Source organism: Porphyromonadaceae bacterium W3.11, assembly GCA_030434245.1.
In the GTDB taxonomy this organism is placed as follows: Bacteria; Bacteroidota; Bacteroidia; order Bacteroidales; family Porphyromonadaceae; genus Porphyromonas_A.
The window spans coordinates 627,755-642,830 of record JAUISX010000001.1; the positions used below are offsets into that span (position 1 = coordinate 627,755).

General features: G+C 40.0%; 8 protein-coding genes and 3 tRNA genes. 5 read left to right on the top strand and 6 right to left on the bottom strand.

The features are described 5' to 3' along the window. Positions 1 to 88: 88 nt before the first annotated feature. Positions 89 to 2,458 carry an outer membrane beta-barrel protein gene (locus QYZ87_02465; GenBank protein MDN4753397.1) on the bottom strand — a complete coding sequence of 790 codons (2,370 nt, stop codon included), beginning with the start codon at positions 2,456 to 2,458 and terminating at the stop codon, positions 89 to 91. Positions 2,459 to 2,863: 405 nt separating this feature from the next. On the opposite strand from QYZ87_02465, the gene QYZ87_02470 reads away from it, so the two are divergent. The 3 genes from QYZ87_02470 to QYZ87_02480 all read left to right on the top strand — a co-directional run bounded on the left by QYZ87_02470 (position 2,864) and on the right by QYZ87_02480 (position 8,232). Then, entirely contained in the window at positions 2,864 to 3,274 is a 411-nt protein-coding gene (locus tag QYZ87_02470) for a DUF4332 domain-containing protein (protein ID MDN4753398.1), read from the top strand. A gap of 317 nt (positions 3,275 to 3,591) precedes the next feature. Further along, a complete protein-coding gene (locus tag QYZ87_02475) occupies positions 3,592 to 6,825 on the top strand; it encodes a S41 family peptidase (protein MDN4753399.1) in 3,234 nt (1,077 codons plus the stop codon). Between the two features lie 264 nt (positions 6,826 to 7,089). Continuing rightward, positions 7,090 to 8,232 (top strand): IS256 family transposase, encoded by a 1,143-nt coding sequence (locus tag QYZ87_02480; GenBank protein ID MDN4753400.1) that lies wholly within the window; start codon positions 7,090 to 7,092, stop codon positions 8,230 to 8,232. Positions 8,233 to 10,131: 1,899 nt separating this feature from the next. Here the strand turns inward: QYZ87_02480 and QYZ87_02485 are convergent. Beyond that, positions 10,132 to 10,980, bottom strand: coding sequence for a YitT family protein (locus QYZ87_02485; GenBank protein MDN4753401.1), 849 nt, complete (start codon positions 10,978 to 10,980; stop codon positions 10,132 to 10,134). Positions 10,981 to 11,472: 492 nt separating this feature from the next. On the opposite strand from QYZ87_02485, the gene QYZ87_02490 reads away from it, so the two are divergent. After that, positions 11,473 to 11,745 (top strand): DNA-binding protein, encoded by a 273-nt coding sequence (locus QYZ87_02490; GenBank protein MDN4753402.1) that lies wholly within the window; start codon positions 11,473 to 11,475, stop codon positions 11,743 to 11,745. Between the two features lie 167 nt (positions 11,746 to 11,912). Further along, entirely contained in the window at positions 11,913 to 13,163 is a 1,251-nt protein-coding gene (locus tag QYZ87_02495) for an ROK family protein (protein MDN4753403.1), read from the top strand. A gap of 129 nt (positions 13,164 to 13,292) precedes the next feature. On the opposite strand, the gene QYZ87_02500 is transcribed toward QYZ87_02495, so the two are convergent. From QYZ87_02500 to QYZ87_02515, 4 genes are all read right to left on the bottom strand, one after another. Next, positions 13,293 to 13,367: transfer RNA gene (locus QYZ87_02500), tRNA-Val, on the bottom strand. A 26-nt stretch (positions 13,368 to 13,393) separates the two neighbouring features. Continuing rightward, positions 13,394 to 13,468, bottom strand: a tRNA-Val gene (locus QYZ87_02505). Positions 13,469 to 13,571: 103 nt separating this feature from the next. Beyond that, positions 13,572 to 14,879: a folylpolyglutamate synthase/dihydrofolate synthase family protein gene (locus QYZ87_02510; GenBank protein MDN4753404.1), complete on the bottom strand. Its 1,308-nt coding sequence runs from the start codon at positions 14,877 to 14,879 to the stop codon at positions 13,572 to 13,574. 107 nt (positions 14,880 to 14,986) lie between these two features. Beyond that, positions 14,987 to 15,058 (bottom strand) — tRNA-Met (locus QYZ87_02515). Positions 15,059 to 15,076: the final 18 nt, after the last annotated feature.

The following is a 15,076-nucleotide window of genomic DNA, read 5'->3' on the forward strand; positions in this document are numbered from 1 at the left end:
GAAAACCATCTCACCTCCGCTTCCTAAGAATAATTTTTGATCGAAAAGTAATTTATTATCTAATTAGTATCACTAATGCTATTTAAGCTTAATTCATACGGTCTAATACGGAGTTTAGCGCACCCTGACCTCGATACTTACTCTTGGCATTATTGAAGCGGTAAGTAATGTTCAGCGATATTGCTGTAGGTGAGAACAATGAGAAATTTAGTCTGCTATACCTTGAGTAGTTCCGAATTGAACCAGCATGGCTATTCGTAAGATTATAGACAGATAGCGAAGTGTACAATTTTCCATCCCACCACTTCTTGGATAGCTCCCCATAGGTATATAGCAAAGGCTTATCTATCTGCTTATTTTTCATATGACCACAAATGGTATAATCGGCACTAAGAAATAAATAGATATCATGAGGTAAGGCAAAGCTATTATTAAAGTTAATCATAAGAACAGGCTTAGATCTATTCCTAAAAGTCTCGAAATCCCAATACTCAAAGCCAATCTCTTGATTGACAACAAATGAGAGGTCTGGACTCCAGCACCCTATCTTAGGAGCTGCATTCAGGGTCAATCGGACATTATGATATGGGTTACCATTAATGGGAGCCATTAATATCGTCTTAGGCTTATGTCCCGTAGGGCTACTCTCATCGGGCATCAGATTAGTATGTTCGTCGATAATATTATCTTTATTATAATCATAGGAGAGCATTGCCATTAACCAACTCTTCTTCACCATACTCTGTACTCGGTAAGTGATGAGGGGCTTTAACTGAGGATTACCACTCTTATACATCCACTTACTGATATAGCGATACGTAGGCTGTAACTCCCAGTAGCCAGGTCGGGATATAATGCTTCTCATCGCTATCTGACCATTCCAACCACGCCCCAGCTCTCCAGCAAATGAGAACGATGGAAAGAGATTAAAGCTTCTTCTACTCACCTCATCTATCCGCTTACCATTTTGATTAAAATCTGTATCCACATACTCCATCCTTAAGCCTGCCGATGCTTGCCAAGCTCCTATAGGTAGAGCGTACTGAGCAAAGAGAGCCACCATCTGCTCAGCTGTCTTAGTCCTCGTATCTGGTAGCTCCAATTCCTCAGCATTGAGTGCCACGTAATTATTTTGTACCCAAGTATATTCACCCCCTACAGTCAAGCTACCCTTGCCTAAGTCCCCAGATAGCTCTCCTCTAACTCCAGCCGAATGGGTCTCTTTGGAGGTCATGTTCTCTACATTCAATACATTAGGATTACCCACAATCCGCTCAATAATATTCTGAGTGCTTCTATTCTTATTAAAGTAAAAATCCGCATCCAATTGGGCCTTCCATGCACCAAAATGCCTAAGATAATAGGCTGATGGTCTATGAGCTAGATTCCACTTCGTATCCTCACGACTATCTGATGTGTACTTTAGTGGCGTCTCTTGATTCATCCGAAGTTCACTTTCATTATGAGAAGAAGTATATCCATTCTCGCCCAAGAGTGAATAGCGGATACCCAGAGACCGAACTTTATCCTCATAATTAATACCAACGACATTATTATACTCTTTTCCTCCATAAAATAACCTTAGTTCATCATAAGACGTCCACTCGTCCTCGTCTACTTTAGAGTGAGACTTGAGATAAGGATTGTGATTAGAGTTATTCAGATCATAGTACGAAGTATTATAGTAAAAGTCCCACCCATCATAACGATAATTGAGCTTAATATGCCCTCCATAACCTAAGTCAGCATCCACTCTTTTCCTAAGATAAGCACCTACACTGCCACTGAGTCCAGAGCCCGGCTCCCTCTTCGTATATATCTTAATCACCGATGTTGCCGAAGCACTATATCGACTATCTGGGGTCGTCAGCACCTCTATCCGCTCTATGAGATAAGGACGTAGTTGCTGCAACTGAGTTTTATCCCTCATCAATTTATCATTAATGTATATAATAGGTGTACCATGCCCCACGACGGTAATCTCTTCACCCTTAACCTCTACAAGTGGTACTCCCCTAAGGACACTATAAATATCAGCCAGGTTGGCCAATGGCGATAAAGAAATGTCTGTGCTCAGACCACCGGGTATCATCTTATGCGATATTCGCTGAGCAGTGACGACCATTTCCTCTAGCATAGTGGCTTCCTCTGTAAGAACAACTTTAAGTGCCTCTAAAGACTTTACATGACTAACAGAGGTGCGATATCCCAACACACGAGTACGTAAGAGCAGGGGAAGCTGATACCCTTGGGCATCTAAACTAAATAACCCTTTCTCATCGGATACACCACCAACAATAACGGTGGAATCTGACATTGTCAATAATTCAATAGTAGCGTATGGAACATCTTGTCCCGCCTCATCCTCTATATGACCGTTTATCTCCTGTGCACGCACATTACAAGTCATTACGACAAGAAAAAAGGCAATCAAAGTTATACTGACTGAGTGCTTCATAAAATAGGTGTTTTATTAGTTAAATATTACTTTCAAAAACAAAGATATTACAAATTCAGTACATTGCAAAATAAACTACCGAAACAAAAGCAGGATCATTCAGTAATTATTATATCTCAAATCGATAAACAAGGCGTATCGACTTATATATGAACGAATTAAATGAAACAAATAAAAGCTTAGCATGACTAAAAAAGATATAAAAAGAAATTACGAGTTAGGTAAACACCACTATTTCGCACTAAAACACCATATCATTGCTTACAAGATGTTACGTATTAGTTAAGAATAATAGAGTTATAAAGCTTATGCACATTAAAAGGGTCTAAAAACAACAACTCTAAAAAAAATTAAGTAAATTGCTTAACGATGAAATAAGATAAACCTATTACAAAAACAAAAAAAATGGCAAACTACAAAATCGAAAAAGTCGAGGGTATAGGACCTCAGTATGGAGAGAAGTTAAAGAAGGTAGGCGTAACAACAACTGATGCCCTTCATGCGGCAGCTCGGACCAAAGCAATGCGTAAGGATTTGGCTGATAAGACAGGTATTCCAGAGGACAAAATTCTGAGATTCGCTAACCATGTAGATTTATTCCGTATTCAAGGAATCGGTGCTCAGTATGCAGAACTTCTTGAGATCTCAGGGGTAGATACCGTGAAAGAATTAGCTCAAAGGAATGCGGATAACCTAACGATGAAAATGGCAGAAGTCAATGCAAAGAAAAAACTAGTCCGACGCATACCTCCACTTAAAAGTGTAGAAAAGTGGATCATTATGGCTAAAGAGCTACCTAGGGGAATAGAGTATTAATCTACCATCCAGCCTGCAGCTGTAAGACTAAAAGAGAGCATGACTTAAAAGAGCAAAAGCTCCAATATCTCATTACTCTTAATAAGACAAAAGCCGTTTAGAGTTTTTAGATCATGGTATTATGCCATAGAAAGCTCTGAAGCGGCTTCCTTACTTGCTATTGCAAAATCAGTTCATTATATAATACGAAAACGGACGGAATACTCGTCAATAGCAGATGAGTAAGCAGTTTTAACTTTTCAAACACTCTCTTTTTTAGTAAGTTTGCGTTTGTAACCAAATATTTACTTTATTAACATATAGCGAATACTCTTTTTATGAGACTTAACAAAACCATTATTGCCTTACTGCTCCTAGTATCAGGAGTTATGGCACATGCCAACGACAATCCTTTATGGATGCGTTACCCTGCTATCTCTCCCGATGGATCTGAAATCGCATTTACATACAAGGGCGATATTTATAAGGTCCCTGCACAAGGAGGCGAAGCCGTTAGGCTTACTACAAACCCTGCACATGACACACGTCCTATGTGGAGTCCTGATGGCAAAAAGATTGCATTTGAGAGCAATCGCCATTATGGTGCTAATGACATCTACATCATGGACTCCGAGGGTGGAACTGCTACGAGAGTAACGACCCACTCAAGTAGTGAAAAACTCATTAGTTTTAGTCCAGATGGTCAGTTTATTTACTATGCCACACACATTCAAGACCCAGCTAGTAGTGCACTATTCCCTACTGGTCGTCTTAATGAATTATATAAGGTTCCTACCACTGGAGGTCGTAGTATCATGGCTATGGCTACACCTGTCTCAATGGGTAACATATCCAAGGACGGACGTTACTTAATCTATGAAGATATCAAGGGATTTGAGAACGAGTGGAGAAAGCACCATACTTCTTCTGTTACCAAAGACATAAAGATGTATGACTTTAAAAATAAAAGTTACAGCACACTTGTTGATTGGAAAGGTGAAGATCGTAACCCAGTATTTGCACCAGACAATAAGAACTTTTACTTCCTAAGTGAGAGAGCTGGTACCATCAATGTCTTTAAGCAAGGCTTGAATGGTAGCACAGCCACACAAATGACCAGCTTCAAGCACCACCCAGTCCGCTTCCTATCTGTAGCTAATAATGGGGTTCTATGCTTTGGTTATGATGGTGAAATCTACACCCTACGTGATGGAGGAACTGCGAGTAAGGTAAATATCAAAATCATCAATGACCTTGATGAAACGCTTGACGAGCAGAAGACATTCACTCGTGGAGCAACATCTGTCTCAGTATCCCCTGATGGTTCTCAAATAGCTTTCATAGTCCGTGGCGAGGTGTTTGTAACCTCAGTAGAGTACTCAACAACGAAGAGAATAACAGAGACAACAGCTGAAGAAAGCAGCGTATCTTTTGGTGCAGATAATCGCAGTATTGTTTACGCTTCAGAGCGTGATGGCAAGAGTGATCTCTACATTGCGAAGATCACCAGAGATGAAGATCCTAACTTCCCTAATGCGACACTAATTACCGAAGAGAAGTTGATTCCTAACGATCATTCTGAAAAGATGCACCCACAATTCTCACCTGATGGAAAAGAAGTGGCATTCGTGAAAGATCGCTCTAAGGTTATGATTTACAATATTGAGCGAAAAGAGCTTCGTCAAGTCACAAATGGTAAGAATGTTACAGAGCGTAACGGATATATCGGCTTCGTATGGTCTCCTGATGGCAAATGGATGGCAATGGAAATGGTGGATAATCACCACGAGCCTTTTGGTGACATCATGCTCGTCAGTACCGAAGGTGAAAATAATGAGATACACAACTTGACTCAAAGCGGATACTTCGCAGGTAATCCACGATTTGTAATGGATGGCAATGCGATCATCTATTATTCAGAGCAATATGGGATGCGTAATCACGCATCATGGGGCTCTATGAATGACGTGATGATCGTCTTCCTAAATAGAGAGTCCTACAACAAATTTGTACTAAATGCTGAAGAGTACGAACTTCTGACCGAAGCTGAGAAAAAAGCTAAAGAGGAAGAAGAGAAAGAGAAGGATAAAGACGAAGCTAAAAAAGAGACTAAGAAGGATAGTAAAGACATCCTCGTAGAGCTTGAGAATATTGAATATCGTACCCTACGACTGACTCCAGTATCCTCTCAGTTAGGAGACGCATACATCACTGATGATGGCAAGAAGCTATATTATATGAGTGCCTTCGAAGGTGGTTATGACCTTTGGGTGAAAGACCTAAGGAAGCATGAGACTAAGCTACTGAAGAAGATGAACGGTTCATACCAATCACTTACACCTGACGCAAAGGGTAAAAACCTATTCCTTCTGAGTGGTTCATCATTCCAAAAAATGTCTCTCGCATCTGAGTCTATCACTCCTATCTCTTATAGAGCAACCATGAAACTAAATACCGCTGAAGAGCGTGAGTTCATGTTTGACTATGTCAAGAGGGAGGAAGCTGCAAGATTCTATGTCAAGGATATGCATGGTGTGGATTGGGAATTCATGACTCAGGAGTATCGTAAATTCTTACCTCACATCAATAATAATCACGACTTCTCAGAAATGCTTTCTGAGCTACTTGGTGAGCTAAATGTTTCACACACAGGTAGTGGATATGGTAGCCCTAGAAGTGCCGAAAGCACCGCTGAGCTAGGCTTATTCTTCGACCTATCTGAAGCTTCCGACAAGGGCCTTAAGATCGAAGAGGTCGTAGTAGGAGGACCGTTTGACACTTACTTATCTAAAGTGCAGGAGGGTGACTATTTAACTAAGATCGATGGAGTGGAGATCAAAAAGGATGTTGATTATTTCCCACTTCTTACTGGTAAGATTAATAAGCCTGTCTTACTAAGCTTCTACTCCGTACATACAGGCAAGAGCTGGGAGGAAGTGATCAAACCTATATCTGCTGGCAAACTCAATGGGCTGCTCTATGAGCGTTGGATCAAGCAACGTGCAGATGAAGTTGATCGCCTATCAAACGGACGCCTAGGATATGTACATATCCCATCTATGGATGATAATAGCTTCCGCCGCGTGTTCTCTGATGTAATGGGTAAATATTACCAAAGAGATGGTATCGTCATTGACATCCGCTATAATGGTGGTGGTCGCTTACACGAAGATCTTGAAGCATTCTTCTCTGGTACAAAATACCTAACTCAGGAAGTACAGGGTAAGTATTACTGTGATATGCCTTCCAAGAGATGGACTAAGCCTAGCGTCATGGTGATCTGTGAAGCGGACTACTCAAATGCTCACGGTACCCCATGGGTATTCAAGAAGATGGGTATTAGCAAGCTAGTAGGTATGCCAGTACCAGGAACAATGACTAGTGTGAACTGGGTAACCCTTCAGGATCCATCTCTATACTTCGGGATCCCAGCCGTTGGTTATAAGACTGACGAAGGTTACTACCTAGAGAACTTCCAGTTAGAGCCAGACGTGAAGGTTGAGCTTGATCTGAAGAAAGTCTTAAAGGGTGAAGACACCCAGATGGAAGCTGCTGTGAGGGAACTAATGTAATCACAATAGATCCTAAACGCACGAAAATAGGTGCATCAGAAGTTTTCTTCTGATGCACCTATTTCCTTTATCCCCCATGACGTTTGAGTAGAGACCACAGTTAAATGTACCATTCAATAGGTAGTCGTATTCTATCACGTACCCGTTGTACTCTCCAACTCGCAAGCAGTTTGGATACTGTCCCCAAAAAGTGTGTAAGTCCCAAGAATGTTATCTTTGAAAAGTTAAAAACAAAAGATAAACAAGAAGATGAGACTTACACAAATGCAATTTAAGGAAATTCTATCAAACGTGATGACAGAGCCAAATGGAGTTGGTCGTTTAATGGAGTTAATCATCGAAATAGCGATGCAAGGGGAGAGGGAACTGTATAAAGAAGATAGTGGCGATGTGAGCAATGGATACCGCCCCCGTCGCATCTTTGCGAGTGGTAATATGCTAGAATTACGAGTACCCCGAACTCGACAGCAGGGCTTCATGCCCTTGATTTTAGGCGTTCTCAAAGATCAAGAGAAAGAGATGGGAGAACTAGCAGGTTATCTATATAGCTGCGGTAATACGATGGAGGATATCTCTGGAGTATTCGAGCGTTTGTATGGTAAACGTTATAGTACGAGTCAAATCAATCGTCTCTCCTTATCGACCCAAGAAGCAGTAGAAGAGTGGCGTCAAAGACGTCTACCGAGGACTTTAGAGGCACTTGTTATCGATGCTACATATCTTCCTGTACGGAGAGGAGAAAGTGTGAGCAAGGAGGCATTTTTTGTAGTGATGAGTTTAGATAGCGAAGGACGTCGAGACATCGTGGGTGTCTATAATAATCCAACAGAGGGAAGCGGCATCTGGGGCGAGTTTTTTGAGGATCTAAAAAGCCGAGGACTCGAAGAGGTAGGACTAATCATTTCAGACGGGTTGAATAACATTGAAGAGGTTGCACGTGAGCACTTTACAGAAGTGGAAGTCCAGCTCTGCACGGTGCATCTACAGCGAGAAATAACTCGAAAGATACGCCCTCGAGATAAGTCAGCCATCGCAAGTGATCTACAGGAGGTCTTTAGTAAAGACGGCTCAAGAAGCTCACCTTTAGATGGCCTAGAGAGCTTTAAAAACTTTGCGTTCAGATGGCGTAAGAGCTATCCTTTTCTCACAAAAATAGCTAACGGTCAGAGGATAGAGTATTACTTCACATACCTAAAATACGACGTCAGTGTTCGCAAGTACATTCATAGTACTAACTGGATAGAACGCTTCAATAGACAGGTAAAGAAAGGGGCTCGATATAAATGTGCATTACCTAGCGTAGAATCCGCTCTACACTTGATAGGTAGTATTGCAATCAATGCAAACTATCTGAAGAAAAGAATAGGAGATCTAACTCTTGGACTTAGGAAGAACAATGAAAAGTAAATAACAACAATGTGCTTTATTTTCCAACACAAAGATATCAACCTAAAAGAATACGGCAAGGCGGTGTCTCCGCGGTGCTACGACAGCCTTGCCTTAATTCTTTATTGGTCTATCTTTAATGTTTATGGAAAACAAAGCGAAAAAATATGTAGGTTTGCTTTTCAGAGACGCATTCTGCCGTACACACTTTTGGGGACACTACCGCAGTTTGCAATAAGATTGCATGCGTTGTACGAAAATCTATGTCTTACCATAATGAGCACCCTCTTATTGGAGGGCTTTCTTGACTTGCAATACAAAGAGGGAGGGAACTTAAGTTCTACCCTATAAGTGTGAGTCGAAAAGACTTAGAAAAAACTCGTAAATAGCATCGTTTTTAGTGGACCTCGCACACACCCTACCCTTCTATTCAACAACTACGGAGCAAAGTATATATTTTATTAAACAGCATCAAAATCATACCGAGCGAGGTGGATAGATAGATAGATTATAGCGAAGTTAAGTATGTGGAACGCATGATATGCCACACCTTAAAAAGCTAAAGAGATCGTGCTATATAGGGACAAGCCTCTGACATCGGTAATAGATATAAGAAAAAAGAATCCACACTCTTCCTAATCATAGTCCTTTTGATTAAAAGATGAAATCTTATCAAAAGACGTAAACGTATTCATTTTTAGAAGTCTAATAAAAACTCTTCATATTTGATGCGTTCCAGCTCCAAATCGAGGTTAAATTTCACTGCTAACACCAATCTTATCAATAAAAAATGCCAGAACAACAGAGCGTTTACTACTGTTATCTGGCATTTTTAAATCTGAAGTGTTATCTAGTAATACTACTTGACTTGACTTCTCTTCTGTATATAATTTCAATCTCTAAAATAGGTATTAACACTAAGTAAAAAAGACTACCTAAAATTGGGCCCATTCCTCTTACACTACCTATATGAATAAAATATAATCCACTAAATATTGCCAATACACACAATAAAGACACAAATCTCACGAATGATCTTAATAAGTTTATTTTTGATTCGCGATTTTCTCTTTTAGTTATTAATCTTTCCATAATTCCACTAAGGATTAGATACAATGGAATAAACAGAAAAAAGGTATCTAAAAATGAAGAAGGATTGCAGATACCTGAAATCACATAAACAGAAAGAAATATCGCTCCAATAACAAGTTTAAAAACTATCCTCATTGTTCTTTCAACTAATTGCAGTTAATAAATTCACCAAAATCACTGATGTTGCACTCCCCGATTGCACCCCTAATATTAAAGGGGACAACAAAAAAACATATAGAACCTTTTGTCTATAACTTATTGAAAATTATATATACATACACCAGTTGATGATAAATATAGATATTTTAGAGATAATAAAAAAAATGTCTTCTAAGCCTTCAAATACATACAGGTTCAAATACGATGTTCTAATACAATGCGAGTTTGATTATAGCAACCATAACAAGAGCCTACTTATCAATGACTTCAGAGTTTAAGGATGGTATTTGGGGTATCAAATAGTACGCAAGCAGCCCTGATTTTTGATTAATCAAGAAATTATTCACTCTGCGATGTCTCGAGTTTATTACTTGACATACAATCTTTAAGAGATCATTGACTGTTTCTATAGTGGATCTTTTTCTAAAGAAAATCATATGGTGTATGCACATTAGGTACTCTTAATAACTAAATTCCCCTACGTTTGAGTAGCGACCGTAACCAAATGTACCAATCAATAGGTATTGTAAAAGAGATATCTCCTCTGTACCTTTGTTCACAGAAGTAACACAATTAAATAACCACGAATAATACAAGGAATGAGCTCATCCGTGAGGATATGCTCATTCCTATCTTTTTATCCAACCCCATCACCATCATCGTGTACCTTTAAGGCAGATTCATAACGTCATGGCTAGCATCCATGGTAGAGATAAAGGCCATGGGATCAACCTCCTTAACACAAGACTTAATGATTGATATTTTTTTACGCTCTGTAATCATAAAGATCACTTCCCTCTCATCACCCTTATACATACCTTTGCCCTTCAGGATAGTCCCTCGAAGTTTAAGCTTTTCATCTAGTAATAACTCCTTAATCTTATCTATATGCTCAGATACAATGAAGATAGCTTTTTTAGGATTTTCGGGCTGTAGAAAATCAACCACCTTACCATAAATAAATATCGTCAACCATGAGTACAAAGGTACCGTCCAGTCTTTGAATACAATAAGACCAAAGATAACTACGATTGAATCAATTACTATAATGCAGTTACTTAGCTTAAGATTTCGCCCCGAAGCAATAACACGCCCTAGAACATCTGTACCAGCACTCGTACTTCCTGCCTTGAATACAAAAAAGACACCCAAACCCACAATAGCAGCACCATAGAAAGCTGACAACAAGCGATCCTCGACCACAAAAGAACTATCCTGAAAGAGCTTTGTGAAGAGGTCTGTGAAAATAGAGATTAGCATAAAGGTAGCGACCGTCTTCCATCCAGATGAAAGGCCTAACTTCTTAGATGCTAATATCAGTAAGGGGATATTAAATACTAATGCTGTAACCCCTATTGGTAAGCCATCAGGAGCAAAACTGAAGACCCCCTTCGTGAGATGATTGATCGCAATGGTCGTACCATATACACCGCCAGGCACTATATTAGCAGGAGCTAAAAAAAAGGAATACGCCAGGGCTTGAAATAAAGCACCCATTACTATATATATGGCATCCATGAAGGGTTTATTGCCACTTAGTCTCGTACGCCACGAAGGTTTTTCTTCATGTATAAAAGTAAGTTGATTCATTAATTATTTTGATTGAAGTATCCGACAAATTCACAGCAAAGATACCAAAAAGGGATCACTAGGAGTCATACGCCAAAAGTCCTAAGAGAGAGCACTAAATGATCATAGGACATCTCTTTTTAAAAGTATAGTTACATTCTTTTCAAGGTACCTGTACAATATTTTCATTCTACCTATACTCTCGCGAAACAGTCCGCCTATACATTTTATCAAGTATGCCGAAAGGAAGGTTTTTCACAGATCAAAAAACGTTCGTTACTGCTTCATTGAAAACATATCAAAATAACATATAAATGGCAAAAGAACATGAAATAATTTGCTAAAGCAAAAGAAAATAACTAAGTTAGCAATGTGTTACAATAGTATAACATTGTGACTAAATTTAAATTGCTTAATTCACCATATAAAGAGATTAGCGATATGAGCAAAACACTTACATTCAACGAACTTAGGAGTTTTAAAGACAGCTTGCCTGACGGCACAATGCAACGCATTGCTGACGAACTTGGAATTTCAGTAGGAACAGTACGTAACTACTTCGGAGGAGCTAACTTCGAAGCTGGAGCACCTTCTGGAATACACTTAGAATCTGGTCCTGATGGAGGTCTTGTTGTACTAGATGATACAACAATTTGGGATAAAGCAAATGAAATCTTAGCCGAAGAGTCAAAAACCGAAAAGATTGATGCCTAGGCTATCAACAATAACATGAAATAGGACCATCCGGAGCATTATTTATTAAGTAAATCCTCCGGATGGTTTTTTATACCCTCTCATTTTTGAAAAGACGAATTAAATACCCTGTATTTCTAAAATAAAATCATTATTTTTGTAACATATCACAAAAATACTTTTCAATTATGAATGAATGCCAATTCAAAAAGAAATTTGATAGTAACAACAAGAGTCTGCAGTACAAGCAGAGAATCATCCAACATATTATTTATAATGGGCCCGAAACACTCCCCGCTCTTGCTCAACGTCTAGAGGTCAGTGTACCAACCATTTCAAAGATGGTAAATGAGATGGTCGACACCCACCTACTACAGAATTTTGGAAAGCTAGAAGCGGCATCGGGACGGCACCCCTTCCTTTATGGACTAAGCGATGGAGATTATTACTTTATAGGGGTTGACTTCACCGTTGATACTACTAATATCATGGTCATGAACCTAAGGGGGGATCAGGTTCAGGAGAAACTAAGCATACCATTTGATTTGGTTAATACCCAAGAGTGCCTCGACGCTGCCTGCAGGATGATTAATGACTTTATTGATGATGAGTGCCATTTCTCTAGAGATAAACTGGTCAGCATCGGAGTAAATATTCCAGGACGGCTTAATCCTATGACGGGATATAGCTATACGTACTTCAACTTCAGTAAAATATCCCTTTCTAAATACCTTTCTCTTCATGTAGGAATACCCACCTTTATAGACAATGACTCTAGAGCATCAGCCTTCGGAGAATACATGACCCACTACAAGGACTCCGGTAAAAACCTATTATTTGTACAGTGTACATGGGGTCTAGGACTAGGGATCATTATCAATGGTGAGCCTTATGCTGGAAAATCTGGATTTAGCGGCGAAGTTGGACATACCCACGCCTACTCCAATGAAGTAATATGTCACTGTGGCAAAAAGGGATGTTTGGAAACGGAGGTGTCAGGATCAGCTATTCATAGAAAGTTTATAGAGAAAATCAAGACTGGAGCAAAATCCATCCTAACCGACCCTAATCACCCTAATGGATGCAAGGATATAAATCATATCACACTAAATGATATCGTACAAGCTGTCCTATTGGAGGATATCCTATGTATCGAAATCATAGAGGAGATGGGGAAAAAACTGGGCTTACACATTGCGAACCTTATCAATCTACTTAATCCAGACATCGTAGTGATTGGAGGGCCGCTTGCTAGAACGGGCGACTACCTATTACAGCCCATTCGTACAACAATCCGTAAGTATTCCTTGAACATGGTCAATCAAGACACCGATCTTAAGCAATCTTTATTAATGAGGTACGCTGGGGTTATGGGAGCTGCCATGCTAGCCAGGAAAAAGTCAATCGAGGCTTTGACATACAAGGATAATTGCGATTAACAACCCATTAATAATAATTGCGGATATAGCCCATTTCCCAACAAGTGATCATGGCTGTATCCGCAATTATTAAATATAAAAAAAACCACTGCACCCTGACGTAAGTCACAAGCACAGTGGAAAAAACCGTGGACCCTGATGGATTCGAACCATCGACCCCCTGCTTGTAAGGCAGGTGCTCTAAACCAGCTGAGCTAAGGATCCAATAATATCTTGAATCTAAATCTAAGTGGACCCTGATGGATTCGAACCATCGACCCCCTGCTTGTAAGGCAGGTGCTCTAAACCAGCTGAGCTAAGGATCCGATATATCTCTACTAATCTCTCCTCTGAGAAATGCTTTGCAAAGATACAAAAATATTTTTACTTCGCAACAATAACGTCACAAAAATTCCAGAAAAAGATTATTTACTTAAAATTAGAGAGCAATTCCCCTACGACAAAATTACTTCCACCTATAAAAATAGTAGAGGTATCAAGGAGTGAATAATGTTCCATGGCATACTGATACGCCTCATACACATCAGGTATGACAGTAACACGACTCAATCCCACGGACCTCGCATGCTCAGCTAACTCCTCAGCAGGCATCGAGCGGTCACCTTTTGCTTTACAGAAAATAAAATGGGCATTCGACGGCATTTTACTCAAGACTTGCTTCACATCCTTATCCGCCGCCATACCAATAACGCAAAGCAAACCTCCATTTTCAGTCCATGCATCCAACTCATTATGTAGATGTTCCCAAGCCCCCGGATTATGCCCTGTATCTATAACAACCTTAGGATCCTTATCATGGATTACCTCTAAGCGTCCTCTCAATCCATACTCCTTAGTCTTACGCACCCCAAGCCTTACATCGCTATCTGCAATATTAAAGCCCTTATCTCTTAGGAGCAGTAAGACCTCCAATACTGTAGCCATATTCTCTAGCTGATAATCTCCCTCCAGGGGCAGAACAAAAGAGCCAAAGTTCTTAGAAATAATCTGATACCCACCAGACTCAATCTTGAAGTACCCCGAAATCTGAGACTTTTGATCCGCAAAAATCAAAGGGGCAGATAACTTATCTGCATTTTTTCGGACAACGGTAGAGACCTCCGAGACACTACTCTGACCAAGTACCACAGGTATATGTGACTTTATGATCCCTGCTTTTTCTCCAGCAATAGCACTAAGAGTACTACCAAGATAGGCGGCATGATCCACACTCACATTAGTGATGACACTGACCAAAGGCTTAATGACGTTAGTGCTATCTAGCCGTCCGCCCATGCCTACCTCAATAACAGCAATATCCACCTTCTCTCGTGCAAAATAATCGAACGCCATTGCTGTAGTTAATTCAAAAAAAGAAGGCTTCAGATCCTCTGGAATCTTAGGTAGGATATTTTCCACAAAACGCACCACCTCCGACTCGGGGATCATCTCTCCATTCACGCGAATACGCTCACGAAAATCAATCAAATGAGGCGAAGTGAATAACCCCACCTTATATCCAGCAGAAGCTAATATAGCTGCCAACATCGTACTTGTAGAGCCTTTCCCGTTAGTTCCTGCAACATGCACCGCTGACAAGTCGTTTTGGGGTGACCCACAAAATGCGAGTAACTGCTCTACCCTCTCCAACCCAGGCTTATAAGCTATGGCTCCTTGTGTTTGGAATTGTGGCAGTTGAGTATATAAGTATTCTATAGTTTCTTGATAGTTCATCATAATTTATACATATCATTATTAACTCACCAAAGATACCACAACTATAGAATATTTTTATAAAAAAAAAGAAGCTGACCTCTAATAATTAGAAGTCAGCTCCGATTTAGTTGCGGGGGTAAGATTCGAACCTACGACCTTTGGGTTATGAGCCCAACGAGCTACCACTGCTCCACCCCGCGATTTCTTTCGTAGTGCAA

Bases quoted from the DNA above. Each gene is read 5' to 3' on its own strand.
- QYZ87_02465 (MDN4753397.1), bottom strand. From the start codon at position 2,458: ATGAAGCACTCAGTCAGTATAACTTTGATTGCCTTTTTTCTTGTCGTA.
- QYZ87_02470 (MDN4753398.1), top strand. From the start codon at position 2,864: ATGGCAAACTACAAAATCGAAAAAGTCGAGGGTATAGGACCTCAGTAT.
- QYZ87_02475 (MDN4753399.1), top strand. From the start codon at position 3,592: ATGAGACTTAACAAAACCATTATTGCCTTACTGCTCCTAGTATCAGGA.
- QYZ87_02480 (MDN4753400.1), top strand. From the start codon at position 7,090: ATGCAATTTAAGGAAATTCTATCAAACGTGATGACAGAGCCAAATGGA.
- QYZ87_02485 (MDN4753401.1), bottom strand. From the start codon at position 10,980: ATGGATGCCATATATATAGTAATGGGTGCTTTATTTCAAGCCCTGGCG.
- QYZ87_02490 (MDN4753402.1), top strand. From the start codon at position 11,473: ATGAGCAAAACACTTACATTCAACGAACTTAGGAGTTTTAAAGACAGC.
- QYZ87_02495 (MDN4753403.1), top strand. From the start codon at position 11,913: ATGAATGAATGCCAATTCAAAAAGAAATTTGATAGTAACAACAAGAGT.
- QYZ87_02510 (MDN4753404.1), bottom strand. From the start codon at position 14,879: ATGATGAACTATCAAGAAACTATAGAATACTTATATACTCAACTGCCA.